26 protein-coding genes and 1 tRNA gene are annotated in these 26,359 nt (G+C 63.9%); 20 read left to right on the top strand and 7 right to left on the bottom strand.

All coding sequences use genetic code 11. The annotated features are described in order from the left end of the window. Positions 1-28: 28 nt before the first annotated feature. Complete coding sequence (locus tag AC1C2Q_RS00380; RefSeq protein ID WP_495448578.1) at positions 29-937, top strand: alpha/beta fold hydrolase; 909 nt, start codon at positions 29-31, stop codon at positions 935-937. Here the strand turns inward: AC1C2Q_RS00380 and AC1C2Q_RS00375 are convergent. After that, on the bottom strand, positions 909-1,382 hold the full coding sequence (locus AC1C2Q_RS00375; RefSeq protein ID WP_495429084.1) for an Lrp/AsnC family transcriptional regulator: 474 nt from the start codon (positions 1,380-1,382) through the stop codon (positions 909-911). The genes AC1C2Q_RS00380 and AC1C2Q_RS00375 overlap by 29 nt on opposite strands. A gap of 168 nt (positions 1,383-1,550) precedes the next feature. Here AC1C2Q_RS00375 and pdhA point away from each other — a divergent pair, with 168 nt between their 5' ends. From pdhA to AC1C2Q_RS00360, 3 genes are read left to right on the top strand one after another with little or no spacing between them, the layout of a single operon-like run. After that, complete coding sequence (gene pdhA, locus AC1C2Q_RS00370; protein WP_495431666.1) at positions 1,551-2,663, top strand: pyruvate dehydrogenase (acetyl-transferring) E1 component subunit alpha; 1,113 nt, start codon at positions 1,551-1,553, stop codon at positions 2,661-2,663. Position 2,664: 1 nt separating this feature from the next. Further along, a complete protein-coding gene (locus AC1C2Q_RS00365) occupies positions 2,665-3,675 on the top strand; it encodes an alpha-ketoacid dehydrogenase subunit beta (RefSeq protein ID WP_495429083.1) in 1,011 nt (336 codons plus the stop codon). Then, on the top strand, positions 3,672-4,994 hold the full coding sequence (locus tag AC1C2Q_RS00360; protein WP_495429082.1) for a dihydrolipoamide acetyltransferase family protein: 1,323 nt from the start codon (positions 3,672-3,674) through the stop codon (positions 4,992-4,994). Before AC1C2Q_RS00365 ends, AC1C2Q_RS00360 begins: the two co-directional genes overlap by 4 nt. On the opposite strand, the gene AC1C2Q_RS00355 is transcribed toward AC1C2Q_RS00360, so the two are convergent. Further along, positions 4,995-5,582 (bottom strand): TetR/AcrR family transcriptional regulator, encoded by a 588-nt coding sequence (locus AC1C2Q_RS00355; protein ID WP_495429081.1) that lies wholly within the window; start codon positions 5,580-5,582, stop codon positions 4,995-4,997. A gap of 96 nt (positions 5,583-5,678) precedes the next feature. On the opposite strand from AC1C2Q_RS00355, the gene AC1C2Q_RS00350 reads away from it, so the two are divergent. Genes AC1C2Q_RS00350 through AC1C2Q_RS00330 form a run of 5 tightly spaced genes read left to right on the top strand, consistent with a single transcriptional unit; the run spans position 5,679 to position 11,674 of the window. Next, entirely contained in the window at positions 5,679-7,232 is a 1,554-nt protein-coding gene (locus tag AC1C2Q_RS00350; protein ID WP_495448577.1) for a carboxyl transferase domain-containing protein, read from the top strand. A gap of 5 nt (positions 7,233-7,237) precedes the next feature. After that, entirely contained in the window at positions 7,238-9,223 is a 1,986-nt protein-coding gene (locus AC1C2Q_RS00345) for an acetyl/propionyl/methylcrotonyl-CoA carboxylase subunit alpha (protein ID WP_495448576.1), read from the top strand. A 12-nt stretch (positions 9,224-9,235) separates the two neighbouring features. Continuing rightward, positions 9,236-10,384 (top strand): acyl-CoA dehydrogenase family protein, encoded by a 1,149-nt coding sequence (locus AC1C2Q_RS00340; RefSeq protein ID WP_495448575.1) that lies wholly within the window; start codon positions 9,236-9,238, stop codon positions 10,382-10,384. Next, positions 10,384-10,866, top strand: a complete 483-nt coding sequence (locus AC1C2Q_RS00335) for a MaoC family dehydratase (RefSeq protein WP_495448574.1) — start codon at positions 10,384-10,386, stop codon at positions 10,864-10,866. The genes AC1C2Q_RS00340 and AC1C2Q_RS00335 overlap by 1 nt, the downstream gene beginning before the upstream one ends. 1 nt (position 10,867) lies before the next feature. Continuing rightward, the gene (locus AC1C2Q_RS00330) at positions 10,868-11,674 is read left to right on the top strand and encodes an HpcH/HpaI aldolase/citrate lyase family protein (protein ID WP_495448573.1); all 807 of its coding nucleotides are present in this window, start codon (positions 10,868-10,870) and stop codon (positions 11,672-11,674) included. A gap of 4 nt (positions 11,675-11,678) precedes the next feature. Here AC1C2Q_RS00330 and AC1C2Q_RS00325 read toward each other — a convergent pair whose 3' ends face one another. Continuing rightward, on the bottom strand, positions 11,679-12,263 hold the full coding sequence (locus AC1C2Q_RS00325; RefSeq protein ID WP_495429075.1) for a histidine phosphatase family protein: 585 nt from the start codon (positions 12,261-12,263) through the stop codon (positions 11,679-11,681). Continuing rightward, positions 12,260-13,099, bottom strand: a complete 840-nt coding sequence (locus AC1C2Q_RS00320) for a Sir2 family NAD-dependent protein deacetylase (RefSeq protein ID WP_495429074.1) — start codon at positions 13,097-13,099, stop codon at positions 12,260-12,262. The genes AC1C2Q_RS00325 and AC1C2Q_RS00320 overlap by 4 nt, the downstream gene beginning before the upstream one ends. Before the next feature lie 84 nt (positions 13,100-13,183). On the opposite strand from AC1C2Q_RS00320, the gene AC1C2Q_RS00315 reads away from it, so the two are divergent. After that, positions 13,184-13,984, top strand: a complete 801-nt coding sequence (locus tag AC1C2Q_RS00315; RefSeq protein ID WP_495448572.1) for a TrmH family RNA methyltransferase — start codon at positions 13,184-13,186, stop codon at positions 13,982-13,984. Here the strand turns inward: AC1C2Q_RS00315 and AC1C2Q_RS00310 are convergent, their stop codons facing one another. Beyond that, positions 13,985-14,812 carry an SGNH/GDSL hydrolase family protein gene (locus AC1C2Q_RS00310; protein WP_495448571.1) on the bottom strand — a complete coding sequence of 276 codons (828 nt, stop codon included), beginning with the start codon at positions 14,810-14,812 and terminating at the stop codon, positions 13,985-13,987. It abuts the gene before it with no gap. A gap of 138 nt (positions 14,813-14,950) precedes the next feature. On the opposite strand from AC1C2Q_RS00310, the gene AC1C2Q_RS00305 reads away from it, so the two are divergent. Both AC1C2Q_RS00305 and AC1C2Q_RS00300 read left to right on the top strand, forming a co-directional pair. Beyond that, positions 14,951-16,693, top strand: coding sequence for a DEAD/DEAH box helicase (locus AC1C2Q_RS00305; RefSeq protein WP_495448570.1), 1,743 nt, complete (start codon positions 14,951-14,953; stop codon positions 16,691-16,693). Positions 16,694-16,843: 150 nt separating this feature from the next. After that, the gene (locus tag AC1C2Q_RS00300; protein WP_495448569.1) at positions 16,844-17,944 is read left to right on the top strand and encodes a VIT1/CCC1 transporter family protein; all 1,101 of its coding nucleotides are present in this window, start codon (positions 16,844-16,846) and stop codon (positions 17,942-17,944) included. A 169-nt stretch (positions 17,945-18,113) separates the two neighbouring features. On the opposite strand, the gene AC1C2Q_RS00295 is transcribed toward AC1C2Q_RS00300, so the two are convergent. Then, a tRNA-Leu gene (locus tag AC1C2Q_RS00295) sits at positions 18,114-18,196 on the bottom strand. Between the two features lie 110 nt (positions 18,197-18,306). On the opposite strand from AC1C2Q_RS00295, the gene AC1C2Q_RS00290 reads away from it, so the two are divergent. Together AC1C2Q_RS00290 and AC1C2Q_RS00285 are read left to right on the top strand one after the other, a co-directional pair. Next, entirely contained in the window at positions 18,307-19,602 is a 1,296-nt protein-coding gene (locus AC1C2Q_RS00290; protein ID WP_495448568.1) for a M20/M25/M40 family metallo-hydrolase, read from the top strand. A 31-nt stretch (positions 19,603-19,633) separates the two neighbouring features. Beyond that, positions 19,634-20,461, top strand: coding sequence for an undecaprenyl-diphosphate phosphatase (locus tag AC1C2Q_RS00285; protein WP_495429068.1), 828 nt, complete (start codon positions 19,634-19,636; stop codon positions 20,459-20,461). Here the strand turns inward: AC1C2Q_RS00285 and AC1C2Q_RS00280 are convergent. Then, positions 20,458-21,312: a PAC2 family protein gene (locus AC1C2Q_RS00280; RefSeq protein WP_495429067.1), complete on the bottom strand. Its 855-nt coding sequence runs from the start codon at positions 21,310-21,312 to the stop codon at positions 20,458-20,460. The genes AC1C2Q_RS00285 and AC1C2Q_RS00280 overlap by 4 nt on opposite strands. Before the next feature lie 90 nt (positions 21,313-21,402). Here AC1C2Q_RS00280 and AC1C2Q_RS00275 point away from each other — a divergent pair, with 90 nt between their 5' ends. The 6 genes from AC1C2Q_RS00275 to AC1C2Q_RS00250 are packed head-to-tail and all read left to right on the top strand — an operon-like array spanning position 21,403 to position 26,359. Next, entirely contained in the window at positions 21,403-22,092 is a 690-nt protein-coding gene (locus tag AC1C2Q_RS00275) for an HAD family hydrolase (protein ID WP_495448567.1), read from the top strand. Beyond that, the gene (locus tag AC1C2Q_RS00270; protein WP_495448566.1) at positions 22,089-23,105 is read left to right on the top strand and encodes a tRNA (adenine-N1)-methyltransferase; all 1,017 of its coding nucleotides are present in this window, start codon (positions 22,089-22,091) and stop codon (positions 23,103-23,105) included. Before AC1C2Q_RS00275 ends, AC1C2Q_RS00270 begins: the two co-directional genes overlap by 4 nt. Before the next feature lie 10 nt (positions 23,106-23,115). Next, positions 23,116-24,093: an FKBP-type peptidyl-prolyl cis-trans isomerase gene (locus AC1C2Q_RS00265; RefSeq protein WP_495429064.1), complete on the top strand. Its 978-nt coding sequence runs from the start codon at positions 23,116-23,118 to the stop codon at positions 24,091-24,093. Next, a complete protein-coding gene (locus tag AC1C2Q_RS00260) occupies positions 24,093-25,082 on the top strand; it encodes a helix-turn-helix transcriptional regulator (protein ID WP_495448565.1) in 990 nt (329 codons plus the stop codon). The genes AC1C2Q_RS00265 and AC1C2Q_RS00260 overlap by 1 nt, the downstream gene beginning before the upstream one ends. Beyond that, the gene (locus AC1C2Q_RS00255) at positions 25,082-26,053 is read left to right on the top strand and encodes a helix-turn-helix transcriptional regulator (RefSeq protein WP_495448564.1); all 972 of its coding nucleotides are present in this window, start codon (positions 25,082-25,084) and stop codon (positions 26,051-26,053) included. Before AC1C2Q_RS00260 ends, AC1C2Q_RS00255 begins: the two co-directional genes overlap by 1 nt. Before the next feature lie 54 nt (positions 26,054-26,107). Continuing rightward, positions 26,108-26,359 carry a twin-arginine translocase TatA/TatE family subunit gene (locus AC1C2Q_RS00250; protein ID WP_495429061.1) on the top strand — a complete coding sequence of 84 codons (252 nt, stop codon included), beginning with the start codon at positions 26,108-26,110 and terminating at the stop codon, positions 26,357-26,359.

The following is a 26,359-nucleotide window of genomic DNA, read 5'->3' as shown; positions in this document are numbered from 1 at the left end:
GGCGCAGGCTCGCCCGTAGACTGGATTCATGCCCGTCTTCTCGCCCTATGCCGACCGGCTTAGCCGCCTTCCGATCGAGCGTCATGAGGCCCAGGTGCGGGGCGGAATGACAGCGTACTGGGTGTACGGACCAGCGCCGGAGGTGGAGGATGTCACCACCGTCATCGCTGTGCACGGCTTCCGCGGTGAGCACCACGGACTCGAGCCAGTGCTGGCTTATCTTCCCGAAGTTCGCGTGATCGCGCCGGATCTGCCCGGCTTCGGCGAAACTCCGCCGATTCCCGGCCGCACGCATGACCTCGACGAGTACGCCGGGTGGCTACAGGACTTCGCCGCCACAGTCGCACCCGGTGCCGTCATCCTCGGTCATTCCTTCGGCTCGATTGTTGCCTCGGCCGCGGTCGCTGGCGGGCTGGAGACGCCCCGGGTCATCCTCATCAACCCGATCGGAGCACCCGCCCTGGAAGGGCCAAAGGGTGTGATGACACGCCTTGCTGTTCTCTACTACGACCTTGGCGCGAAGCTGCCAGCAAAGCTCGGAACCGCGCTGCTGCGAAGCAAGTTGATCGTTCGGGTCATGAGTAACACGATGGCGAAGACCAAGGATCCGGTACTTCGCCGCTTCATCCACGACCAGCACGACACCTACTTCTCCGACTTCGCGGACCGGGACGTCCTGCGAGACGCTTTTGTCGCGAGCGTCTCGCACGATGTCCGCGCCTCCGCCCCGCAGATCGACGTCCCGACCCTGCTGGTCGCGGCACAGCAGGACGACATCACCCCGATCGAAGCAGAGCGGCACCTCGCGACGCTGTTCCCGAGCGCGGAGCTCGTGGAAATCGCCGACGTGGGGCATTTGATCCACTATGAAACCCCGGCAGAAGCAGCCGGGGCGATCCGCCGTTTCCTCAGGGTTCCCGTCGCGCGAGGCCAATAAGCCCCGCAACCCGGAACGGAATCACTTCGCCCATTGCGAGTGACGTCTCCGTCCGCTCGACGCCCTCGATGGACAAGATTCGGGCGTCCGTGTCGAACAGGTGTCGCGCATCCCTGCAGGCGACGCGTGCGAGAAGGTCGATGGATCCGCTGAGTCCATGCACCTGGAGGATCTCAGGGATCCGAGCGAGCTCCGCAGTGATGCGGGGCAGATCTGTCTGCCGCAGGCCAATGCTCACAAACGCCTGGAGCGGGAAGCCGAGCACCTCGGGGGAGAAGGATCGTTCGTAGGACAGAAATACTCCTGTCTGCTCCAGCCTTGTCATCCTGGCCTGGATGGTGTTGCGCGACAGTCCGAGCGCCTCAGCAAGCGCGACGACTGTGGTGCGCGGATCTTCAGCGAGCACGGCGAGCAGTTCGAGATCAACACGATCGAGAGCAGACATAGTGCCAAACGTTAGCAGGATGCTCGGGGCAAAACTGCGCAACATGCTCAAGGCAGGTCGAGATGCTTGAGCGTGCTGATCAATGGACGTAACCTCGAAGCATCCGATGAAGACGTCGGAGCAGGCGTGCAACTCCTCACGAGGGAGACACACGACAGGAGGACGATGATGTCACCGCAGACCACCCCGATTGCCGACACCACGCAGGATCTAGAACTTTCTGAGCGCCTCATCGCGCCAGATGGAACGCGACTCCGCAACCCTGATCTCGAGCGCTACGTTGCTGACGTCGACGCGGCGCAGTTGCGTTCACTTCATCGCGACATGGTCATCCTCCGTCGTATCGACGCCGAAGGTGTTGCACTCCAGCGCCAGGGCCAGCTGGGTCTTTGGGCGCCCTGCCAAGGTCAGGAAGCTGCCCAGATCGGCACCGCCCGTGCACTCGACCCCGTCGACTTCGTCTTCCCGAGCTACCGCGAAACCGGCGTGATCTACGCACGTGGCGCTCAGCCGGGTGACTTCGTGCGCGTCTGGCGTGGAGAAGAAGGCGCGCCGTTCGACCCGGATCAGATGCGTATGGCGCCGCTGCAGATCATTATCGGCGCGCAGACCCTGCACGCGGTCGGCTACGCGATGGGGATCAAGCACGAGAAGGCCCCAGAAGTCGCCGTCACGTACTTTGGAGACGGTGCCACCAGCCAGGGCGATGTGAACGAGGCCATGGTGTTCGCCGCCTCGTACCAGGCACCTGTCGTGTTCGTTTGCCAGAACAACCATTGGGCGATCTCCGAGCCGGTCGCTCTGCAGTCCCAGTATCCGATTGCGGGCCGGGCCCCCGGCTTCGGAATCCCGAGTATGCGCGTAGACGGGAACGACGTGTTGGCGTGCATGGCCGCCATGCGGTGGGCATTGGCTCATGCCCGCGCAGGCAAGGGCCCCGCGTTCATCGAAGCGGTGACATATCGGATGGGACCGCACACCACCTCTGACGACCCGACCCGCTACCGCGATCCAGCAGAGCTGGAAGCGTGGCGCACACGCGACCCGATTTCCCGGCTAGAAGCGTATCTGCGGGCAGTCGACGAGATCGATGACGAGCAGATCGCGGCCGCACACGCTGACGCTGACGTGATGGCACGTGAGATGCGCGCGGCATGTCTGAGCATGGTCACGCGCGAGCCGCTGGCTGTATTCGACGGCGTGTACGCCGAACCGCATTCCGGCATCTCACGCCAGCGCGATGAGTATGCTGCGTACCTCGCCTCCTTCAAGGAGGCCTGAGATGACTGAGATCACTCTGGGTAAGGCGCTCAATGCGGGGCTCCGCCAGGCGATGCGTGATGACGACAAAGTCGTGCTGCTCGGCGAGGATATCGGCAAGCTTGGGGGAGTCTTCCGCATCACCGATGGGCTGCTGGATGAATTCGGCGCCTCCCGTGTCATCGACACGCCGCTTGCAGAATCAGGAATCGTCGGAACAGCTGTCGGACTTGCCTATCGGGGATACCGCCCGGTCGTCGAGATCCAGTTCGACGGATTCGTTTACCCGGCGTTCGACCAGATCGTCTCGCAGGTCGCGAAGCTGCACTATCGCACCCAGGGCCGAGTGAAGATGCCCATCACCATCCGCATCCCGTGGGCTGGCGGAATCGGTGCCGCCGAGCATCACTCGGAATCGCCTGAGGCCTACTTCGTTCACACCGCTGGGCTCCGTGTCATCGCGGTGTCCAATCCGCAGGATGCTTACCGCTGCCTGCAACAGGCGATCGCCTCAGACGACCCTGTCATCTTCTTCGAGCCCAAGCGCCTCTACCACCACAAGGGTGAGGTCGATCTGGAATCCTCGCTGGCGGATGCTCCGCCGATGGGCCTCGCTCGCGTGGTCCGTGCCGGATCGGATGCCACGATCATCACCTACGGCGCCATGCTGTCCACTGCTCTGGATGCCGCGGCCGCAGCCGAGGACGAGGGCCTGTCGCTTGAGGTCATCGACCTGCGCTCCATCTCTCCGGTGGACTACGACACCGTCGCTGCGTCAGTGCGCCGTACCGGCCGAGTCGTCGTTGCGCACGAGGCATCACGTGAGGCGGGTGTCGCCGCCGAAGTGATCGCCAGTATCACCGAGCAGTGCTTCGAATATCTGGAGTCTGCGCCGCTGCGGGTGACCGGGCACGATGTGCCCTATCCGCCCGCGAAGCTTGAGAAGTTCCACTTGCCGGATCTGGATCGGATCCTCGACGCGGTCGACCGCGTGCTGGACCGGCCAAACAGTCTGACCGGAGCGGAATCATGATCGAAGAGTTCCACCTTCCCGACCTCGGTGAGGGGCTCACCGAAGCCGAAGTGGTGCAGTGGCTGGTCGCCCCAGGCGACACCGTCACACTGAACCAGACCCTCGCGGAGGTAGAGACAGCCAAGGCCATCGTCGAGCTGCCGTCGCCTTATGAGGGCACGGTGACGACTCTGCATGCTGAGGCAGGGGCAACTGTCGCTGTCGGCTCGCCCTTGATCGCCTTCGATGTGGAGGGTGTAGAACCGGCTGAAGAGAAAACACCGCCGAACCTCGTCGGCTACGGCGCCGCACCGTCGAGCACATCACGACCTATGCGCCGTGCGCGCCGGGCAAGCGACTCTCCTGTCGTCGTCGACACCGCGGTTTTGGAGGCGGCGCCTCACGATGTGCTACCAGACGCACCGATTCCTGAACGTATAGGCGAGCGCCCTCGTTCGACCCCGCCGGTGCGCGCCTACGCCAAACGGCTAGGCATCGATATCGTGCTTGTCGCCGCAGAGGTAGGCGATCGGGTGATCACTCGGGACGACATCGAGGCCTATGCAGAGCGCGTCGGTGGACGATCGGATGACGTCCCCGCTGCGCGGCCGCACGCGGTGCAGCACCTCACGGTGGGGGAACGCGAGACGCGGATTCCGATCCGCGGGGTGCGCAAGCACACCGCGGCCGCCATGGTTCAGAGCGCCTTCACTGCGCCGCACGTCACGACGTTCCATACGGTTGACGTCACCGCAACGATGGATCTGATAGCGAGGCTGCGCCAGGATCGCTCGCTCTCGGAGCACCGAATCGGCCCGCTCGTGATCGTTGCCAAGGCTGTGTGCCTAGCGCTCACCCGCACACCGGGCCTGAACTCGCGGTGGGATGAGGAAGCAGGCGAGATCGTTCAACCGCATTATGTGGATCTGGGGATCGCCGCCGCCACCGAGCGCGGACTGATCGTGCCCAACATCCGGGGTGCTGACCAGATGACTGTGCCCGAGCTTGCTGACGCTCTGAGTGCATTGACTGAAACAGCGCGCTCAGGAAAGACCTCTCCGGCAGAGCTTGCCGGCGGCACCTTCTCGATCACCAACATCGGAGTCTTCGGCATCGACGCAGGCACACCGATCCTGCCCCCTGGTCAATCAGGGATCCTCGCGGCCGGAGCGATCCGCCTGAAGCCATGGGAGTTCCGTGGGGAGATCGCGTTGCGTCAGGTCATGACGCTGAGCCTGTCTTTCGATCACAGGATCGTTGACGGCGCGGAGGGCGCCCGTTTCGTCAAGGATGTCGCTGACATTCTCGAGGAGCCGGGGCGAGCGATGCTGTTGCGCTGATCAGGCGATGAGGGCTGCGTGAGCCATGGCGATGAGCGTTCCTGCTGTCGCCTTCTTCGAACGCGAGGCACTGCGGGTGCTGTGCGGGGTGGAGTTGATGAGCCCGAAGCACGCCTGTACCCGTAGCCGAAGTTCGTCGGCCGATGCCTCGCGCAGCGGTGCAAGTGCCGAGATCCACAGGTCGATGTACGCGCGCTGCAGGCGACGGACTTCGGCGCGGTCATCTTCGGCAAGATGGGCCATGTCGCGGTCCTGCACGCGAATCACATCAGCATTGGACAGCGCGAAATCGACGTGGAAACTGACGAGCGCCAGCATCCGATCCTCGGCGCACGATGCTGCATCGGCCACTGCTGTTCCGCCGCCAACCAGCTCTTCACTGACCTTGACCAGCACGGCACCGAGCAGTGCCCGCTTACCTGCGAAGTGGCGATACACCGCTGGGCCAGAGACACCCACGGCAGAGCCGATGTCTTCCAGGCTCACGCCAGAGTATCCGCGGGCAGCAAATAGCCGCGCAGCCTCTTGCAGGAGGGCGTCTGCGCGTTCGGCTTTGGCGCGATCGCGCGCCGTGAGGGGGCTTGTCATCTCAGTTAATGCTCGCTAACCTAAATGAGCTGGTTAGTGAACACTAACCGAAAAGGCATGTTGAGTGCCACCACGTGAGTCAAGGAGGACATCACGATGCCCCCCACCCAGGAAATGCTGGCGGTCCAATTGCGCGCTCGTTTGGCGACTGCTGCCGCAGGCGGTCCAGAGCGTTCGAGGCAGCGCCACCAGGAACGTGGAAAATTACTGCCACGCGAACGCATCGCCCGGTTGCTCGACGAGGGGAGTCCCTTTCTCGAAGTATCCCCGCTCGCGGCCGACGGCATGTACGACGGTGAAGCCCCTGGCGCTGGCGTGATCGCCGGAGTCGGTCTCGTGCACGGTCGCCACGTGATGGTGTTGTGCAATGACGCCACGGTGAAGGGCGGCAGCTACCTGCCGATGACGGTCAAGAAGCACCTTCGCGCCCAGGAGATCGCGCTGGAGAACCGGCTGCCCTGCCTATATCTCGTGGATTCCGGCGGCGCCTTCCTTCCGAAGCAGGATGAGGTATTCCCCGACCGCGACCACTTCGGCCGCATCTTCTTCAACCAGGCGCGGATGAGCGCGGAACGCATCCCTCAGCTCGCGGCGGTGCTCGGATCCTGCACTGCGGGCGGCGCCTACGTGCCAGCCATGAGCGATGAGACGGTGATTGTGCGGGGTCAGGGCACGATCTTCCTCGGCGGACCGCCACTTGTGAAGGCAGCGATCGGCGAGATCGTCACTGCCGAGGAGCTCGGCGGTGGAGAGCTGCACGCCCGCCGCTCCGGCGTGGTTGATCACCTCGCTGATGACGATGAACACGCACTTGAGATTCTGCGGGACATCGTCGCGACGCTGCCACCACCGGCCGCTCCGGCATGGGAGGTGGCGACTTCCCGTGCACCAGACGACGCTTCCAGCCTGTATGACGTGGTCCCGGTCGATGTGAACACCGCATACGACGTACGAGAGGTGATCACCAGACTCATCGATGGCGATTCGTTCCGTGAGTTCAAGACCGAGTACGGCACCACGCTGGTGACCGGATTCGCGAGGCTCCACGGTCATCCGATCGGCATCGTCGCCAACAACGGAGTGCTGTTCAGCGAATCGGCGCTCAAAGGCGCTCACTTCATCGAACTGTGCGATCAACGCGGTATCCCACTCCTGTTCCTGCAAAACATCACCGGGTTCATGGTCGGCTCCGACGCGGAAGCCGGAGGAATCGCTAAGGACGGCGCCAAGATGGTGACCGCGGTGGCAACGACGCGTGTGCCGAAGCTCACCGTCATCATCGGCGGCTCCTTCGGTGCAGGCAACTACTCAATGTGCGGGCGGGCGTATTCGCCACGTTTCCTATGGACGTGGCCGGCCAGTCGCATATCGGTGATGGGCGGCGCGCAAGCAGCGTCTGTTCTCGCCACAGTGAAAGAAGACCAGCTCACTGCGCGCGGCGAGCGCTGGAGCGCCGAGGAGCGCACTGCGTTCGAAGAACCTATCCGCGATCAGTACGAGACCCAGGGCGAACCCTATTACGCGACCGCCCGGCTCTGGGACGACGGCATCGTCGACCCGGACCAAACTCGTGATCTGCTCGGTCTCGCACTGGATGTTGTCGCCCGCAGTCCGCTGCCAGAGTCGCGCTTCGGCGTATTCAGGATGTGAGTGCCATGTTCAGTCGAGAAGGCTCAGCGGCCGTAAGGTTCGACACCGTCCTCGTCGCGAACCGGGGTGAGATCGCGCGTCGCATCATTAGAACTCTGCGTGAGCGCGGAATGCGCAGCGTCGCCGTCTACAGCGAGGCGGATGCTACGGCTCCGCATGCGCGTGAAGCAGACGTCGCGGTGCTGATCGGTCCTGCTGCGGCTGCGGAGTCGTATCTCAGCGTGGACGCGGTCGTGCGTGCGGCGCAGGAGACCGGCGCCCAGGCGATCCACCCGGGGTATGGCTTTCTCTCCGAGAGCGTTGCGCTGGCTGAAGCGTGCGCGGAGGCAGGCATCACCTTCATCGGGCCATCGATCAGAGCCATCAAGATCATGGGCGACAAGGCAGCCGCCCGCGTGCAGGTCGCGGCGCACGACGTGCCGGTTGTTCCCGGGTTCGACGCGGTCGATCTGACCGACGATCAGATTGAAGAGCACGCGGCCGAGGTGGGGTATCCGCTGCTCGTGAAGCCGAGTGCGGGAGGCGGCGGGAAGGGCATGGAGATCGTCGCCGAGGCTGCCGGCCTTCGCGTCGCACTTGCCTCGGCGCGACGCGTCGCTGCAGCAGCATTCGGGGACGATTCCCTGTTGCTGGAGCGTCTGATCGCCCGGCCTCGGCACATCGAGGTACAGGTATTCGGCGACAGTCATGGCACAGTGATCGCACTCGGCGAGCGCGAATGCACACTGCAGCGCCGACATCAGAAAGTGGTCGAAGAGGCACCCTCAGCAGGATTGCCCGAAGGCGTGCGAGAGCGGCTGTTTGATGCCGCAGTGCGCGCGGCATCCAGCGTCGACTATGTCGGGGCGGGAACAGTGGAGTTCCTCGTCGACGCCGACTCGCCTGAGGAGTTCTTCTTCATCGAGATGAACACCAGGCTTCAGGTCGAGCATCCCGTCACCGAGACCGTCACGGGTCTGGATCTGGTGGCGCTGCAATTGTCGGTCGCTGCCGGTGAGGCATTGCCCTCGCCGGCGCCGGTGTCGGGTCACGCCGTCGAGGCCCGTATCTATGCGGAGTCTCCGGAACGCGGCTTCCTGCCGTCGACGGGGCACATTCTGCGCTTCGACGCGCCGTGGGGCGTGCGAGTGGATGCCGCGATCGAGACGGGCAGCGAGGTCACCGGATACTACGACCCGATGATCGCAAAGGTCATCGCTCACGGTGCTGACCGTGAGACCGCGCTCAGACGGCTCGACGAGGCTCTGTCGCACACGGTCGTGCTCGGTGTCGACACGAACATCGCATTCCTTCGGCAACTGGTGACTCACCCTCGTGTGATCAGTGGTGACCTCGACACCGGCCTGATCGACACGATGCTGCCCCTGCCGATCCCGCAGCCCTCCAAGGCGATGCTCGCGGCGGCGAGAAAGGAGCTCCTGCATGAGACAGGCCCTCAGGAACCGAGTCTCACGCAGCAAGACCTTTCTCGCCGGGCGGGGTCCGCGTGGGCGCAGATGATGGACGCATCCGCTCGCCAGGTCGGCTTCCTCACTGACGACGGTGAGGTACTCGACGCTACGGTCGACGCGGATGCCCCGGGCACTTCAACGACAACGCCAGCGAATGCAGCAATAGACGCCGAAGGCGCGGTCTGGGTGACTGAGGCAGGACACACGGCGCGGTTGCGCCCGCTCGATCGTCGCGAGCGAATGCGACACAGGCTGGCATCGCAACATCCGATTGCGTCGGAGACGAGCCCAGAGGCGCGCGCGCCCATGCCTGGCAGTGTGGTGGCCGTGCATGTTGAGGACGGATCAGCCGTCGCCGCAGGGCAGCCTCTCGTCTCAATCGAGGCAATGAAAATGGAGCATCCGGTACTGGCGCCGCACGACGGCACAGTGCACTTCCTGGTCGCCGTCGGCGACCAGGCACGACGAGACCAACCGGTCGCGATCGTGACAATCGATACCGTGACATCCGCGTCCGAAGATGCCGCTGAAACACCCTGACGGAGGAACATCATGACCCAGGATCTGACTGAAGACGAGGTTTCCCTCAGCGCGATGGTGCGCGACTTTGCCGAATCTGTCGTCGCACCGCAGGCCTACGAGGCCGACCGCACGCACACTCTCTCCATGGACGTCGTCGCGCAGATGGGGGAGCTGGGGTTGTTTGGGCTGCCTTTCCCTGAGTACGTCGGCGGGCAGGGCGGAGATTACTTCGCACTCGGCATCGCAATCGAGGCTCTCGCACGTGTGGATCAGTCCATCGCCATCACACTGGAAGCAGGCGTCAGTCTGGGTGCCATGCCGGTGTTCCGCTTCGGTACAGATGCTCAGCGCGCCGAGTACCTACCCGACCTTCTCGCCGGTCGCGCGCTGGCGGGGTTCGGACTGACCGAACCCGAAGCGGGAAGTGACGCCGGAGCCACCCGCACGACCGCACGTCGTGACGACGATGAATGGGTCATCAACGGATCGAAGCAGTTCATCACCAACTCGGGTACCCCCATCACCAAGTTCGTGACGGTCACGGCGGTCACCGGATCGAGTGAGGGCCGCAAGCAGATCTCCACGATCATCGTGCCGAACGGTACGCCAGGTTTCACCGTCGAACCGCCCTACGACAAGGTCGGATGGCACGCCTCCGACACGCACCCACTCACCTTCGACGACGCGCGAGTGCCAGCAGGAAATCTTCTCGGCGAAGAGGGGCGTGGGTTCGCGAACTTCCTCAGCATCCTCGACGAAGGGCGCATCGCGATCGCCGCGCTGTCGACCGGCGCGGCCGAGGGATGCCTGGAGGCAGCGGTCGAATATGCGAAGAGCCGCACGATCTTCGGGAGTGCCCTGAGCACGCGGCAGAACGCACAGTTCACACTCGCGCGCATGCGGGCGCGCGTACACACCGCTCGTCTGGCGTGGCATCACGCTGCACGGTTGAGAGATGCCGGAAAGCCATTCTCCGAACCCGCCGCGATCGCAAAGCTGGTGGCAGGGGATGCCGCAATGGACAATGCCCGCGATGCGACCCAGATTTTCGGCGGCAACGGATTCATGAATGAATTTTCGGTCGCGCGGCACTATCGTGATTCGAAGATTCTCGAGATCGGCGAAGGCACGACCGAGGTGCAGTTGCTGGTGATCGCGCGTGGATTGGGACTGACCTGATGACCGACATCATCCAAAGAGGGCTCTACTTCGAGGAGTTCGAGGTCGGGGCGCGCTATCTCCATCGCCCAGGACGCACCGCCACCGAGGCAGACAACGTGCTTTTCACGACGCTGACGATGAACACCCAGGCGTTGCATCTGGATGCGGCGTTCGCGGAAACCCAGGAGTTCGGCCAGCGATTGATGAACTCGATGTGGACACTGTCGACCATGGTCGGAGCATCCGTCGCGCAGCTCACACAGGGCACGCTGGTGGCACAGTTGGGGCTCGGAGATGTCGAGTTCCCGCATCCGCTCTTCGCAGGCGACACGCTGTACTCAGAGAGTGTCATCACCGAGAAACGTCTGTCGTCCTCGCGTCCTGGTCAGGGCATCTGCACGATCGCTCACACCGGGCGCAACCAGGACGCCGTCGTGGTTGCCACCGCGACCCGCGTCGCGCTTGTCCATTGCCTGCCAGGTGTGTCGACAAAGGAATGAGATGACCTTCAGTTCAGGCCCCGCACTGCTGTTCTGCCCCGGCGATCGACCGGAGCGCTTCGAGAAGGCCTACGAGCGGGCGGATGCGGTGATCCTCGATCTCGAGGATGCCGTCGCACCAGGAACGAAGGCGGTTGCACGCACGAACGTGCTCGCCTCGAGGCTGGATCCGGCCCGGGTGATCGTGCGCATCAATGCCCCCGACACCGCAGAGTTCGCGCCCGACCTCGCCATGATCGAACAGTCGCCGTACCGCACGGTGATGGTCGCAAAGACAGAGGATGCCGCATCTCTCGACCTGTTCGATGCCACGTATTCACTGGTCGCCCTGTGCGAGACAGCCCGTGGGATCAGCAGCGCGGCTCAAATCGCGGCGCATCCGCGAGTGGTCGCAATGATGTGGGGCGCGGAGGATCTGGTCGCCTCACTGGGCGGTACGTCGAGTCGCGGTATCGACGGCTCCTACCGCGAGGTGGCCCGTTACGCCCGATCCACGGTGCTGCTCGAGGCCCGCGCACACGGCAAGGCCGCGATCGACGCGGTCCATATCGATATCGACGATGTCACCGGTCTCGCCGATGAGGCGATGGATGCTGCGGCCTCCGGCTTCGCGGCGACAGCGTGCATCCATCCGAGTCAGGTCGCTGTCATCCGCGAGGCCTATGCGCCGGACGCGGCCACGCTCGAATGGGCACGTGACGTTCTGGCTGCCGCAGAGGGGGAGCGTGGCGTCTTCCGCTTCCAGGGGCAGATGATCGATGAACCACTGCTTCGGCACGCGCGCGCATCAGTGGCGCGGGCGCGGTAGCCGCTCAGGCGGCGATCGGCTCGAGCAACCGCAGCACGCCGGGCGATGCTTCGAAGCGGTGCACCGAGCCGTTGCGCAACACATCACCCTCGCGCGGAAGCGTGCCGCTGGAGACGTGATTCAGGAGCGATCGGATCACGCCGCCGTGCGTAACGACGATCACCGACTCTGCGACGGGCGCTGAGCGGCGACGGGCCTCACGTGCGATCGCATCCAGCGCGCCGAGCGCCCTCTCGCATACGCCTGCGAGCGTCTCCGAACCAGGAGGGGCCGCATGCCAATCGCCGTATTGCTCGAGATAGTCGGCGACGAGGATGCCCTCTCCTTCGCCGAAAGAACGCTCACGCAGATCCGGCACGAGCTCAGGACTTGCCAGACCGAGTTCTGCGGCGATGATTTGCGCCGTCTCGTGCGCACGCACCAGCGGGCTCGCGTAGATCGCGTGGTGTGTGCCGTTCGCGAGGAGTGCAGCCGCATTACGGGCGTCGTTCTGACCGGTCGCGTTCAAAGCGATATCGGTCGAGCCTTGGATTCGACGAGCAAGATTCCACTCCGTCTGGCCATGGCGCACGAGAGTCAGCAACGTCACTTCAGCAGCTCCTGTAGGGCAGGGAGCACGTCGCTGGTGCCGCCGGGGAGCGTGACATGCGCCCAGGCATCGGCGCGCGTCGGCTCGTGATTGATGATGATCAGGGGGATGCCACGGCGGCGAGCACGCTCGACAATCCGCACACCGGAGTTCACTACGAGGGAAGAACCCGCGACGATCAGGGCATCGCTCGCGCGCAGCAGCGACTCAGCGGCGCGGAATCGGTCGGTGGGCACGAACTCGCCGAAGAAGACGACATCAGGCTTCAGCATTCCGCCGCAGACCGTGCACGTGGGAACGATGAAGTTCGCGGTGCTCTCCGGTGCGACGTCTCCGTCGGGATTGAGCTCGATATTCTCGGGCACCATGATCCACGGATTGAGCTGCTCGATCTGCACCGCGATGTCTCTGCGGTCGAACACCTGGCCACACTGCAGGCAGTTGACGCGCCGCATCGTGCCGTGCACCTCGATCACCCGTGCGCTACCGGCGCGCAGATGCAGGCCGTCAACGTTCTGTGTGATCACGCCGGAGACGAGGCCGTCCCGCTCCATTTCGGCAAGCGCGATGTGTCCTGCGTTCGGCTCTGCCGAGGCGAACGCGCGCCATCCGAGATGTCCGCCCACCCAGTACCGACGCCTGGCCGCTTCGTCGGCAAGGTAGCGTTGCCCGGTCATCGGATCGGCCCGAGTGCGGGCACCTTCGCCACGATAGGCGGGGATGCCGGAGTCGGTCGAGATCCCGGCACCGGTCAGGAGCGTGATCTTATGTCCGCGCAATAGTTCGGCGGCTTTGGCAATGTCGGCAGATAGATCGACATGTGTCGTCGCGGTCACGGAACCTCCCTGAGCGAGTCTAACGGCGAGCACACCTGCCTGGGCGCCCGGTAGAAGGGGGCGCGCGATGGCAGAGTGGATGACATGCAACTCGAGTACATCACCGATGCGGCAGATCCTCGCCTCGCCGACTATCGGAACCTCACCGACACGGCTTTGCGCCGCGTGCACGAGCCCCGAGGCGGTCTGTACATCGCGGAGTCTGCAAAGGTCATCGAGCGGGCGATCTCAGCGGGCCACAAGCCGCGTTCGGTGCTCGTCCAGCGACGCTGGGTTGCTGGCATCCAAGATCTCCTCGCCAAAACTGACACTCCGGTATTCGTCGTGCCTGATGACGTCGCCGAAGCAGTCACCGGGTACGCCGTGCACCGCGGCGCCCTCGCTTCTATGCATCGCCCTGAACTGCCTACTGTCGCCGAGGTACTGAATGATGCGCGCCTCGTGCTCATCCTGGAGGACCTGATCGAGCATACGAACGTCGGAGCCGCGTTTCGCGCTGCCGCCGGACTCGGCGCCGATGCGGTGCTCGTCTCGCCTCGCTGTGCGGATCCGCTGTATCGCCGCAGCGTCAAGGTGAGCACTGGCACCGTGTTTCAGGTGCCGTGGACCAGGATCGGCGATTGGGCAGATGCCGTGACCGAACTGCATGCCGCGGGCTTCGACATCGCGGCGCTCGCTTTGAGCGACGACGCCGTGTCACTCAAAGCCTATGCGGGCCCACGACCGGAGAAGATCGCGCTGGTGATGGGGACCGAAGGCGACGGGCTCTCCCGCACGGCACTCGATGCGGCCGACACGGTCGTCACGATTCCGATGCGTGGGGGAGTGGACTCGCTCAACGTCGCATCCGCCGCAGCCGTCGCCCTGTGGGCACTCTCGAACTGATTACCGAGTGTCCGGCAAGACCACCGGGGAGGCCTCAGGCCGCTTCGCAGTGATCAGATCGCCCGACGACTGGTGGTGGATGCGCCTCAGCACCCACGGGACGAGGTGCTCACGTGCCCAGCCGAGATCTTCAGCACGAGCCTCGCGCCACGTGCGCACAGGTAGTGCGTCTGGTTGCATCGGCTGCAGGTCATTGGGGACGTTCAGCGCTCGGAGCGCCATGCGTGCGACTTCGTGGTGGCCGAGGGGATTGAAATGCAGACGGTCATCGGCGAAGAACCGCGAGTCCTGCACCGACTTCAAGGCCCACTGATCGGCGACGATGCAGTCGTAGCGGTCTGCGATGGCGCGAAGATTCTCGTTGTAGATCGCGACCTTGCCGCGGAAGGGGCGCAGCACCGGCGCGAACCCGGTATCGATGCCGGTGAAGATCAGGATGGCGGCGCCGGTGGAGGACAGCCGTGACACCGCGTCGTCGAGCTGGTCTGCGATCTGGTCGGGATCCGAGCCTGGACGGAGAACATCGTTGCCCCCGGCGCAGAGGGAGATGAGGTCGGGGCGAAGCGCAACTGCCGGCTCGACCTGGTCCGCAACGATCTGCGCGATGAGCTTGCCGCGCACTGCGAGGTTCGCATACGCGAAGTCGTCAACCTGTTGAGACAGCACCTCCGCAACGCGATCCGCCCAGCCGCGATTCCCACCTGGAGACGCCGGATTCGGATCTCCGATGCCTTCGGTGAATGAGTCTCCGATGGCCACAAACCGACGCCACGGGTGCGCACTCTCGTTTGAAACGTGTGGGATGCCGAACGAATCCTGATTAGTCATCGTGCTCTCCTTCGCAGCATGCGCGTTCGCAGCTTGCACGACCTGGATCGCGGCCACGCAGAGAACGAGCCTACCCGCAGTGACAGCCTCGTGGCGGGCGGGCATCCGATGTCGTCAGTACCGATTACCCTTGAACTGATGCTCTCTCCGTCCTTCCCCCAGCGCGCCCCATGGGGAACGGCTGACAAGCTCCGTGCCTGGCAGCGAGAGGCCCTTGAGGCCTACTTCGCCCGTGATCAGCGGGACTTCCTCGTCGCCGCGACCCCTGGCGCAGGAAAGACGACGTTCGCACTCACTCTCGCCGTGGAACTGCTCCGGTTGGGAGAGGTGAACCGCGTAATCGTGGTCGCACCCACCGAGCACCTGAAGACACAGTGGGCCGATGCAGCAGCGCGCGTGCACATTCGCCTCGATCCACGATTCCGTAATAGCCACTGGGCGCCGTCCCGGCAATATCACGGCGTTGTGGTCACCTACGCCCAGGTGGCCGCGAAGCCATCCCTGCACCGCCATCTGACCGAAGACGCCAAGACCCTCGTCATCCTCGATGAGGTGCATCACGGTGGTGACGCACTCAGCTGGGGTGACGCGATCCGCGACGCCTACGGGCCAGCGAAACGTCGACTGTCGATGTCAGGAACGCCGTTCCGCAGCGACACCGCCCCGATTCCATTCGTCACATACGCGCCAGATGAGTCTGGTGCACGCGTCTCCGTCACCGACTACGCCTATGGCTACGGCCGTGCCCTCGCTGACGGCGTCGTGCGACCGGTGCTGTTCCACATGTACGCCGGCAAGATGCGCTGGCGCACAAGCGCAGGAGATGAGCTCGAAGCCCATCTTGGGCAGGACAACACGAAGGACGTCAACTCGCAGGCCTGGCGCACGGCGCTGGACCCGGAGGGTGCGTGGATGCCCGCGGTGCTCTCCGCGGCAGATCGGCGCCTCACCGAGATCCGCAACCACATTCCGGATGCTGGCGGGCTCGTGCTCGCCACTGATCAGACGGTCGCTCGCGCCTACGCGAAGATCTTGCACAGCATCACCGGGGAGCAACCCACCATTGTGCTGTCTGACGATGCCACGGCATCCGAACGCATTGAGAAATTCGGCGCGAATACCAGCCGGTGGATGGTCGCGGTGCGCATGGTGTCTGAAGGCGTCGACGTTCCCCGACTCGCTGTGGGCGTATACGCCACATCGTCTTCAACGCCGCTCTTCTTCTCTCAGGCCATCGGTCGGTTCGTGCGAGCGCGGCGCCGAGGTGAGGCTGCGAGCATCTTCTTGCCCAACGTTCCCGTGCTCATGACCCTCGCGAACGAGCTCGAGAAGCAGCGCGATCACGCGCTCGACCGTCAGAGTAAAGACGAAGATGGTCTGGACGACTCGCTGTTGGAGAGCGCGAACCGTGAAGAGGAAGCGTCTGACGCGCTGACTCAGGAGTTCAGCTATCAAGCAATCTCCTCCCTTGCGCACTTCGACCGGGTGGTGTTCGAGGGGCAGGAGTTCGGTCAGCTCGCGGAACCAGGCACGGCCGAAGAAGAAGAGTTCATCGGGATTCCGGGCCTGTTGGAGCCGGAGCACGTCCATGAGCTTCTCATGCAGCGCCAGTCACGTCAGTCGAAGCTGCGTGAGGCGCGTGAGGCCACGGAGAGTACGGAGACGGTCACGACGCTGCCTGCGCCGCTGCACCGCACGCTTCGAGAGCAGCGTCAGTTGCTGAACAGCCTGGTGGGACTCTATGCGCGCCAGGCAGGCGAGCCGCACGGCGCTGTGCACTCCGAGCTGCGCCGTATTTGCGGCGGGCCAGCCGTCTCGCAAGCGACGGTGACCCAGCTGCAATCGCGCATCGAAGTGCTGCGCAAACGCGTACGCTCCTGACGCAGCGCCGGATGCTTTGACCGGCCAGAGCCGGCGTCATTAGGAACCCCGAAATGCTGGCAATCAGGGCATTCTGGCGTGTTCGACTTCGCCGTCTCGATACCGTTGAAGGCGCCCCAACTGGGCGGCCCACCCCACTATGGAGGATTCATGACCGCGCCTGCATTCGCGCAGCCGACCGCAGCTGACCGTCGACGTTGGGCGCGGTACTTGGTGGAGGAGCGCGCTGAGGGCTACGTCTATCAGGAGCTCGCTGCGCGCAAGACCGGGGAGGAAAAAGAGATTCTCCAGAGCCTCGCAGAGGCCGAGCGCCGTCACGAGCAGCACTGGCTGGATCTGCTCGGTGGCGAACCCGCCCGGCTTCCCCGAGTAGGGCTGCGCTCACGCTTGCTGGGATGGATGGCGGGGCGCTTCGGATCGATCTTCGTGCTGGTGCTCGCTCAGAGTGCCGAGGCGAGATCTCCCTATGACACCGAGAAATACGCGACGCCGGCGATGCGCGCGGACGAGAAAATCCACTACGAGGTCGTTCGCGGTCTCGCCGCGCGCGGCCGTCGTCGGTTGTCCGGTTCCTTTCGCGCGGCGGTCTTCGGAGCGAACGACGGGCTTGTCAGCAATCTCGCCCTTGTGCTCGGAATCGGGGCGACGGGTGTGAGCTCGAGCCTCGTGCTCTTCAGCGGGATTGCGGGTCTTCTTGCCGGCGCCCTGTCGATGGGCGCGGGGGAGTTCGTCTCCGTGCGATCCCAACGTGAGCTTCTCGCATCAACCGAAGTCAACGAGGATGCGGCGCACTCCGCCGCAGATCTCGACATCGACGAGAACGAGTTGGCGCTCGTGTACCGAGCACGAGGCATCGCCCAAGAAGAGGCGCTGGCCCGCTCCCGTCGCATCATCACGGCAGCCCAAGAGGGGGTGCGCCGCACCGTCACCGGCCCGATTCGTGCTCATGACGTGACGGGCGATCATGAACTCATCGGTAGCGACTGGACAGCTGCGCTTTCCAGCTTCTTCCTGTTCGCCTCCGGGGCGATCATCCCGGTGCTGCCGTGGATCTTCGGTCTCGAAGGGATGCCGGCAATCGTGCTGGCGCTCGTGCTGGTCGGCATCGCGTTGCTGGGTACCGGAGCGATGGTCGGGATTCTCTCTGGCGGCCCGCCGCTGCGGCGAGCGCTCCGGCAGTTGGCGATCGGATTCGGTGCTGCGGCGATCACCTACGCGCTGGGACTGCTCTTCGGAGTCGGCGCCGTCTGATCACGCCGGCAAACACTCCGGCAATGACGTGGGAGGAAAAACACGGCCGCGATTCGACTGCGGGCCGTGTTTCTCTTCCCGCACTGGATGCGGGGATACAAGTCGCACCGGTGATGACGTAAAAAAGAAGGCCCCCTCTCGGGAGCCTTCTTCTCTGCTGTGCTATCTGTGCGCGGAGGGGGACTTGAACCCCCACGCCCTTACGGGCACTACGACCTCAACGTAGCGCGTCTACCATTCCGCCACCCGCGCAGGTGATGAAAAGTCGTTGCCGACCGAAGAGAAACATTACCAGATCCGATCAGGGGCTACGAACCAAGGCGCACCCCGGGCGTGCCGGGCAGCTTCGATAGCCTTGACTCATGTCTCAGCCGCAGCATCCGGAAGTCGTGCGCATTGCGCGTGACCTCATCCGCTTCGATACTTCGAACTTCGGGGGCGGAAAAGCCGAGGGTGAGCGCGAAGCTGCCGAGTACGTCGGCGCCTATTTGGAAGGCCTCGGGCTCGCCCCGGAGTATTACGAGCCCATCCCACGCCGCACCAACGTTATGGCGCGCGTTCCCGGACGTGATTCCAGCAAACCAGCACTCGTCGTGCACGGCCACCTCGACGTGGTCCCGGCGATGGCAGAGGACTGGAGCGTCGATCCGTTCGCGGGTGACGTTCGCGATGGGATGCTGTGGGGCCGCGGCGCCGTCGACATGAAGAACATGGACGCCATGATCTTGACCTCCGTCGCCGACATCCTGCGTGCGGGGGAGCAGCCTGAGCGTGACCTCGTGCTGGCGTTCTTCGCCGACGAGGAGAACGGGGGTGTCGAAGGCTCGGCGCTCGTCGTGAAGGATCGTCCAGAGTGGTTCGCCGGTGCGACAGAGGCGATCAGCGAGGTCGGCGGCTACTCGATCACTGTCGACGATCGCCGGGCGTACCTGTTGCAGGTGGGGGAGAAGGCCCTCATCTGGATTCGGCTCGTCGCAAAGGGGCGTGCCGGTCACGGCAGCCGCCTGCATGACGACAATGCCGTGGTGAAACTCGCCGAGGCCGTCGCCGCGATCGGGCGCACGCGGTGGCCTATCCGGCTCACTGCGACCACGCGCGCGCTGCTACAGGGCCTCAGCGACCTCACTGGGCGCTCATTGGATGATCCGGATGCTCTTGCCGCGGCATCCGGCCCCGCCGAGGCGTTCCTGCGCTCCACGTTCCGCACGACCACCAACCCGACCTCGCTCACCGCCGGCTACAAGCACAACGTGATCCCTGAGCGTGCTGAAGCGCTCATCGACGTTCGCGTGCTGCCAGGTACGGAAGATGACGTTCTCGCCGAACTGCAGCAAATCGTAGGCGACGACATCATGATCGAAACCGTGGTGCGTGATATCGGTATGGAGACGCCTTTCGAAGGAGATTTGGTCGACAACATGGTGCAGGCGTTGGGGCGCCATGACCCAGGCGTTCCGGTCATTCCATACCTTCTCGGTGCGGGAACCGACAACAAGGCGCTCTCGAGGCTTGGGATCACCGGATATGGCTTTGCCCCGCTCCGACTTCCGGCAGATCTCGACTTCACGGGGATGTTTCACGGAGTTGACGAGCGGGTGCCCGTAGAATCGCTTGTCTTCGGTCGCCAGGTTTTGACCGACCTGCTGCGCACATACTGATCCAGTTCCGCACCATCCAGAAAGTCTCTCTATGCACCTGCTCGAAGCGCTGTTCCTCGGCATCATCCAGGGACTGACCGAGTTCCTCCCGATCTCCTCCAGCGCACATCTGCGCATCGTCGGGACCTTCACTGGCTCTGGCGAGGATCCGGGAGCAGCATTCACCGCGATCACCCAGATCGGCACTGAGGCGGCGGTCGTGGTGTTCTTCTGGAAGGACATCACCCGCATCATCGGGCATTGGTTCCGATCGCTGATCGGCAAGCTTCCGCGTAACGACCCAGACGCACGGATGGGGTGGCTGATCATCATCGGCAGCATCCCGATCGTGGTGCTTGGCCTGCTCTTCCAGGATCAGATCGAGACGGTGCTGCGCTCGATGTGGATCGTGGCGATCATGCTGATCTCGTTCGGCATCCTGCTCGGCGTCGCAGACTATGTCGGCGCGAAGCGTCGCAAACTCGATCAGATCACTTACCCGCACGGCGTGCTGTTCGGCATCGCGCAGGCGCTCGCCCTGGTCCCCGGCGTCTCCCGCTCAGGCGGAACGATCACGATGGGGCTGTTCCTCGGCTACGAACGCGCGGCCGCGGCACGCTACGCGTTCCTACTCGCGATCCCCGCGGTGTTCGGCAGTGGTTTCTACCAGTTGTTCAAAAGCTGGGATGCGCCGGACCAGTACTTCACGATGGGTGAGACGGTTGCCGCTACAGGCATCGCCTTCGTTGTGGCACTCGGCGTAATCGCGTTCTTCATGAGCTGGATCTCGAAGCACAGCTTCCTGCCGTTCGTGATCTACCGCATCCTGCTCGGTGCCACGCTGCTGATCCTGCTGTCGACCGGAGTGATCGCGGGCTAGCGCTTGTGGTCACCCGGCGCATCGCCGCGGCGACGCAGGTAGCGCTCGAAGGCCTGTGCAATCGCGTCGCCTGATGCCTCGGGGGAGTCCCAGGTGTCTCTCGTGCGCTCGAGCTGATGAATGTACTCGGTCATGTCCTCATCATCGGCAGCAGCGGCGTCGATGGATGCTTCCCACGTCGCCGCGTCCGTGCGCAGGCGATCGCGGGGCATGTCGACACCGGTCAGTTCCTCCAGCCGATCCAGCAGGGCCAGCGTGGCCTTCGGCGACGGAGAAGCGGTCGCGACATAGTGCGGCACGCTCGCCCAGAGGCTGGCGGTAGGGATGCCAGCACGCTCCGCGAAGTGCTCGATGACGCTGAGAATTCCGACTGGCCCCTCATACAGCGAACGCTCGATCCCTAGTGTCTCGCGCACCTGTTCGTTCGAACTCGCCGAGAAGATCGAGATGGGCCTCGTGTGCGGTACGTCCGACAGCATCGCGCCCAGTGTGATGAAGCCGGTGACATCGTCGCGCAGCGCCACATCGATGAACTCGTTCGCGAACGCCTGCCAGGTACGTGCAGGCTCGACGCCGGTGAGTAGCCAGAACTCAGGGGATCCGTCCGTTGACCGCTCGGCAGGACGCCACAGGGCAGCTTCTGGCCAGCGGAGCTCGCGGCGCCCGGTGGCATCCATCTTCGACGATGGGCGGGTGTACTGATAATCGAAGTACAGCTCTGGGTCTACGGAGTGCACGAGCTCGTAGTCGACGCTCTCACGGAGCACCTCGATAGCGCCACTCGCTGACTCACCGGCATCGTTCCAGCCGTCGAAGGCGACGACGACGACGCGGTCTCCCAGCGCATTCATCGATTTCTCCATCCAGATTGAAAATGAGTATCCCTCCAGGCTAGTCGGCGCTCGGCCAGTGTGGGACATGCGCCGGGCTAGCATGGTGAGGTGAGTCAAAAGCCCCGCGCGGTCCTCTGGGACATGGATGGAACACTGGTCGACACTGAGCCGTATTGGATGGCGGCCGAGACGACGATGGTCGAATCGTTCGGTGGCACTTGGTCGCACGAGCAGGCCTTGCAACTCGTCGGAAACGGCCTGCTCGACAGCGCGATTCTCCTCCGCGCCGCGGGCGTTGACATGGCGCCCGACGCGATCGTCGACAAGCTCACCGACGATGTGCGCAATTCTCTTGCCACCAAGGGAGTGCCTTTCCGTCCTGGGGCAAAAGAGCTGCTGCGGGAACTCCACTCCGCAGGAATTCGTACTGCGTTGGTGACCATGTCGTTGCGTCGCATGGCGCTCAGCGTCGTTGATCTCATCGAGTTCGATGCCTTCGAGTACATCGTCGCCGGTGACGATGTCGAACATCCGAAGCCGCACCCCGCGCCGTATCTGCAGGCGGCCGATCTTCTGAACATCGACATCGCGGATGCTGTGGTCATCGAAGACTCCGTGACAGGCCTCCGGGCCGGAGCAGCCTCGGGCGCGGTTACTCTCGGCGTGCCTCACATGATTTCACTTGATGGCCACGGTGCACACGCACTCTGGCCGACGCTGGCCGGACGCACAGCTGCCGACGTCATCGAGCTCTACAACACCACGAAGGCTACACAGACCGAAGGGGCCGCGCGATGAGTGTCGCAGCCGTACGACCGAGCGGTCCATTTCGCGAAGGCGACCGGGTCCAGCTGACTGGCCCGAAGAATCGTCTGCACACGATCACGCTGGCCGAAGACGGTGAGCTGCACACCCATCATGGCGTGCTCAAGCATCGTGATCTGATTGGTCTGCCAGATGGTTCTGTGGTGACCAATAGCTCCGAGCACGAGTATCTCGCGCTGCGTCCGCTACTTCGAGATTTCGCGATGTCGATGCCCCGAGGTGCGGCGATCATCTACCCGAAGGATGCCGCGCAGATCGTCATGCAGGCCGACATCTTCCCCGGCGCGATCGTGGTGGAAGCCGGCGTCGGTTCTGGGGCTCTCTCGTTGGCGCTGCTGCGCGCCATCGGCTCTGACGGAACGCTGGTGTCCTTCGAACGACGTGACGACTTCGCTGAGGTCGCCAAAGCCAATGTCGACACATTCTTCGGGGCAACGCCAGACACCTGGCGGGTCGTCGTCAGCGATCTGCTTGATGCACTGCCGGCGGAACTGCCCGATGGCGCGGTGGATCGCGTCGTGCTGGACATGCTCGCGCCGTGGGAGGTCATGGATGTCGTCGCCGACGCGCTCACGCCGGGTGGCGTGGTGCTCTGCTACGTCGCGACCGCCACTCAGCTCTCACGCGTGGCCGAATACATCCGCGGCACCGGCCTGTTCACCGATCCGGATGCATCCGAGACCATGGTGCGAGGCTGGCACGTTGAAGGACTCGCCGTACGACCAGATCACCGTATGGTCGCGCACACCGGATTCCTGCTGACCGCACGTCGGCTCGCGCCTGGGACGATCGCGCCTGAGGTGAAACGTCGCGCATCGAAGTCGAGTTATGGCGACGAGGACGTGGACGCCTGGACGCCAGGAGCCGTCGGCGACCGCGAGATCACTGACAAGAATCTGCGCAAGCGAGTGCGAGAGGCGACCAAGGCGGCAGACGGCGCACGCCAAGCTGCAGCGTCGCGCGAATCTGAGCAGCGTTCACAATAGACTGGAGCGCGTGCGTAAAACGTCTGCCGTTCTGGCCTCACTCAGTCTCGCTCTCGTCGCCCTGACCGGGTGCGCGTCAGGCCCCGCGTTCAGTGGTGCCGCGTGCGATCGCGCAGCATCCACAAGCGGGCTCGAAGACATCGCAACGATCAAAGGCGACGTCGGCTCAGTGCCCGAAGTCGAGATGTTCACTCCGATCGGAGCGCAGAAGAGCGCATTCAATGATGTCGTCGTCGGGGACGGCCCCGCGCTGACCAGCCCGACCCAGAGCGCAGTCATCGAGTTCTCACTGTTTTCCGGGAACACGGGCGAGCTTGTCGCCGGCACCGCGTACGAAGAAGATCAGGCGCAGCTTGTGAGCATCGACTACTGGGCACAGCGCGTCCCCGCATTCGGCACGGCTCTCGAATGTGCCACCGGGGGCAGCCGGGTGCTCGCAGTGATCACACCCGAGGACTTCGGCGCAGAGAACCTGGCCGGCTTCGGTCTGGAAGAAGATGAAGCGGTGGTCGCGATTTTCGATGTGGCCAAAGCATTCCCGTCGAAGGCCGACGGGGCGCCGCAGTACAACGACGCAGCAGGCATGCCCACCGTCGTCCGTGCACCGGACGGACGCCCCGGCATCATCGTGCCGGACACCACCGCCCCCACAGAGCTCGAAGTTCAGACCCTTCTCAAGGGCGACGGCGCGAAGATCGCAGAGGGCGATCAGATCCTCGTCAACTACACCGGCGTCACCTGGGATGAGAAGACGGTCTTCGACTCGTCCTGGGACCGCTCAGCAGCCACTTTCGACCTAGCAGGGTTGATTCCCGGCTTCTCTCAGGGCCTCGTCGGGCAGACCGTCGGCTCGCAGGTGCTCATCGTCATTCCGCCGGAGCTGGGCTACGGCGCAGAAGGCTCGGGTGCCGTTCCCGCAGATGCGACGCTCGTGTTCGTCGTCGACATCCTTGGCATTAATCCTCCTGCCGCACCTGCGACTCAGTGATGGCAGCCCGGATTCCCCCTGAAGAGCGTCAGACAAACCTTGTCGTGGCGCTGATGGCCACGGAGATCGGGCTCACAAAACAGCAGATTCTCGACAACATCTCCGGGTACCGTCAGCGAGCCGAGGCAGGCACGCGGACAGATGCGCTGGAGAAGATGTTCGAGCGCGACAAAGACGAGTTGCGCACACTCGGGGTCCCGATCGAGACGATTGGTGAGCCTGGGGAGCCGAACGACCTCCGTGAGGCGAGGTATCGGATTCCGAAGGCCGAGTACGACCTACCGGAAGACATCGAGTTCAGCGCCGCAGAACTCGCAGTGCTGCAGTTGGCGGGCAGCGTGTGGAGCGCAGGCTCATCTTCGGCCGATGCGCAAGCAGGTGTTCGTAAGATCCGGGCGCTCGGCATCGACGGTGATGAGCCGATCATCGGCTTCGCGCCGCGCATCACGACGCGGGAAGCGAGTTTCGCGCCTCTCCAGTCGGCTATCGAGGAGTGCAGAGTCGTCACCTTCGAATATCTGAAGCCGGGAGAGCAGTCGCCCAGACACAGGCGTGTGGAGCCACTCGCTCTGCTTGACTATGAAGCGCGCTGGCATGTGTATGGCATCGACCTCGACGCAGATGACGAGCGGACTTTTCTGCTCAGCAGGGTCGTCGGCGACGTCACAGTGACGAAGAAGTCGTTCGACGCAGGTCTGCGTGACGGTGCGGGCGACCGCGCACTGGCAGGGCTTGAAGCGGTGGCGGCGCGCAATTCCGCGCTACTTGAGATCACCCCTGGCACCGAGGCCGCGCTTCGCCTCGGACGTCGTGCGACCGCACAGGTACAGGGATTCAGCGTCCCATTCGTTGACCTCCACGTCTTTGCCGATGAGCTGGCCTCCTACGGGCCAGAGGTTCGCGTGGTGGAGCCGGCCTCTCTCATGGACGCGGTGATCGCTCGTCTGACAGCGACGATCGCCACTCACAACGACAGCGCGGAGTCGTGATGGCGGAAAAACCGAAGGCACCCCTGGCCGCGGATCGTGTGCGTGCTTACCTCACGCTGGTGCCATACCTGCTGGAGCGCGGACAGGTCTCGCTTGACGAGGCGGCACGCGAATTCGACGTCACCGCTGCGGAGATGCGCGGCATGGTCGAAAAGCTCACGGTCATCGGCCTTCCCGGTGAGGGCGGGTACTGGCAGCAACCCCAGGAGATGTTCGACATCAACTGGGATCTTCTCGATCAAGAAGACGTCATCGAGATCACGAACGAAGTTGGCCTTCGTCGCGTACCCCGCTTCACTGCACGTGAAGCGGCCGCGCTCCTGGCCGGCCTGCAGGTGGTGGCCGCAGTGCCGGCAGTGGCGGATTCTGGACTTGTGGCAGGTCTGCTCGCGAAACTTTCAAGCGCAGCAGCGGACGCACCAGCGGATGTTGTGATCGCGCCGAGCGCAGTCGATCACGTGCGTGACGTCGTCTCTACCGCCGTGAACACCGGTGTGGCAGTTTCCTTCCGCTATCAGGCACCGGATGCCGTAGCCACCACACGCACCGTCGACCCGGTGCAGGTACTGATCACGAACGGCCAGTGGTACCTGCAGGGCTGGTGTCATCTGCGCGAGGCGATGCGCACCTTCCACCTCGATCGAGTGAGCGAGCCGGAACTGACGCAAATCCCGATCACACACGCGGATGACTACCTTCCTGATGCTTTCCGCAGCATCGGCGATGACGACGAAGTGACGGTGCGGCTTTCGGAGCGACTGGTGCCTCTGCTTGGCGACTTCGTGCACGCAGACAATTCAGATTCGCACGACGGATTCGTCACCGTACGCATTCGTATGGCCGATCCACGCGGCATCAAGCGCGTTGCAGGGCGATTCGGTGGCCAACTTGAGGTGCAGGACCCAGAGAGTGCTCGTTCGGCCACACGAGAGTGGGCCGCGGCGGGACTCGCGCTCTACGGACACCCTTAAGCGATGACGCTCGGTTAGACTGACACGACGCCACCCCATTTGGAGGAGCAAGCTATGGGCAATCTCTTTGCAGGACCGCACCTGTGGATCATCCTGATCATCATCGTGTTGCTCTTTGGCGCTGCCAAGCTCCCAGCGCTCGCGAAAAGCCTCGGCCAGTCCGCTCGGCTCTTCAAGGGTGAGATGAAGGCGCTGAAGGAAGACGACGCGCCCGCGGCCTCGGCTGACACCGCAGTGGCACCGAAATCCGTGACGCCTTCAGGTGACGGAGTCGCCAACCAGGACACGCCTCCGCGCATTCCATAA

The sequence above is a fragment of the Microbacterium sp. Y356 genome (assembly GCF_059445355.1).
The sequence above is the reverse complement of the archived record's forward strand: the minus strand, read 5'-3'. Positions and strand labels throughout refer to the sequence as shown.

Coding starts and splice junctions, on each gene's coding strand:
- AC1C2Q_RS00260 (WP_495448565.1), top strand. CDS start 24,093: ATGGCAGCCCGGATTCCCCCTGAAGAGCGTCAGACAAACCTTGTCGTG.
- AC1C2Q_RS00380 (WP_495448578.1), top strand. CDS start 29: ATGCCCGTCTTCTCGCCCTATGCCGACCGGCTTAGCCGCCTTCCGATC.
- AC1C2Q_RS00360 (WP_495429082.1), top strand. CDS start 3,672: ATGATCGAAGAGTTCCACCTTCCCGACCTCGGTGAGGGGCTCACCGAA.
- pdhA (WP_495431666.1), top strand. CDS start 1,551: ATGTCACCGCAGACCACCCCGATTGCCGACACCACGCAGGATCTAGAA.
- AC1C2Q_RS00290 (WP_495448568.1), top strand. CDS start 18,307: ATGTCTCAGCCGCAGCATCCGGAAGTCGTGCGCATTGCGCGTGACCTC.
- AC1C2Q_RS00305 (WP_495448570.1), top strand. CDS start 14,951: ATGCTCTCTCCGTCCTTCCCCCAGCGCGCCCCATGGGGAACGGCTGAC.
- AC1C2Q_RS00270 (WP_495448566.1), top strand. CDS start 22,089: ATGAGTGTCGCAGCCGTACGACCGAGCGGTCCATTTCGCGAAGGCGAC.
- AC1C2Q_RS00350 (WP_495448577.1), top strand. CDS start 5,679: ATGCCCCCCACCCAGGAAATGCTGGCGGTCCAATTGCGCGCTCGTTTG.
- AC1C2Q_RS00355 (WP_495429081.1), bottom strand. CDS start 5,582: ATGACAAGCCCCCTCACGGCGCGCGATCGCGCCAAAGCCGAACGCGCA.
- AC1C2Q_RS00375 (WP_495429084.1), bottom strand. CDS start 1,382: ATGTCTGCTCTCGATCGTGTTGATCTCGAACTGCTCGCCGTGCTCGCT.
- AC1C2Q_RS00340 (WP_495448575.1), top strand. CDS start 9,236: ATGACCCAGGATCTGACTGAAGACGAGGTTTCCCTCAGCGCGATGGTG.
- AC1C2Q_RS00335 (WP_495448574.1), top strand. CDS start 10,384: ATGACCGACATCATCCAAAGAGGGCTCTACTTCGAGGAGTTCGAGGTC.
- AC1C2Q_RS00330 (WP_495448573.1), top strand. CDS start 10,868: ATGACCTTCAGTTCAGGCCCCGCACTGCTGTTCTGCCCCGGCGATCGA.
- AC1C2Q_RS00365 (WP_495429083.1), top strand. CDS start 2,665: ATGACTGAGATCACTCTGGGTAAGGCGCTCAATGCGGGGCTCCGCCAG.
- AC1C2Q_RS00315 (WP_495448572.1), top strand. CDS start 13,184: ATGCAACTCGAGTACATCACCGATGCGGCAGATCCTCGCCTCGCCGAC.
- AC1C2Q_RS00285 (WP_495429068.1), top strand. CDS start 19,634: ATGCACCTGCTCGAAGCGCTGTTCCTCGGCATCATCCAGGGACTGACC.
- AC1C2Q_RS00280 (WP_495429067.1), bottom strand. CDS start 21,312: ATGAATGCGCTGGGAGACCGCGTCGTCGTCGTCGCCTTCGACGGCTGG.
- AC1C2Q_RS00250 (WP_495429061.1), top strand. CDS start 26,108: ATGGGCAATCTCTTTGCAGGACCGCACCTGTGGATCATCCTGATCATC.
- AC1C2Q_RS00345 (WP_495448576.1), top strand. CDS start 7,238: ATGTTCAGTCGAGAAGGCTCAGCGGCCGTAAGGTTCGACACCGTCCTC.
- AC1C2Q_RS00255 (WP_495448564.1), top strand. CDS start 25,082: ATGGCGGAAAAACCGAAGGCACCCCTGGCCGCGGATCGTGTGCGTGCT.
- AC1C2Q_RS00310 (WP_495448571.1), bottom strand. CDS start 14,812: ATGACTAATCAGGATTCGTTCGGCATCCCACACGTTTCAAACGAGAGT.
- AC1C2Q_RS00300 (WP_495448569.1), top strand. CDS start 16,844: ATGACCGCGCCTGCATTCGCGCAGCCGACCGCAGCTGACCGTCGACGT.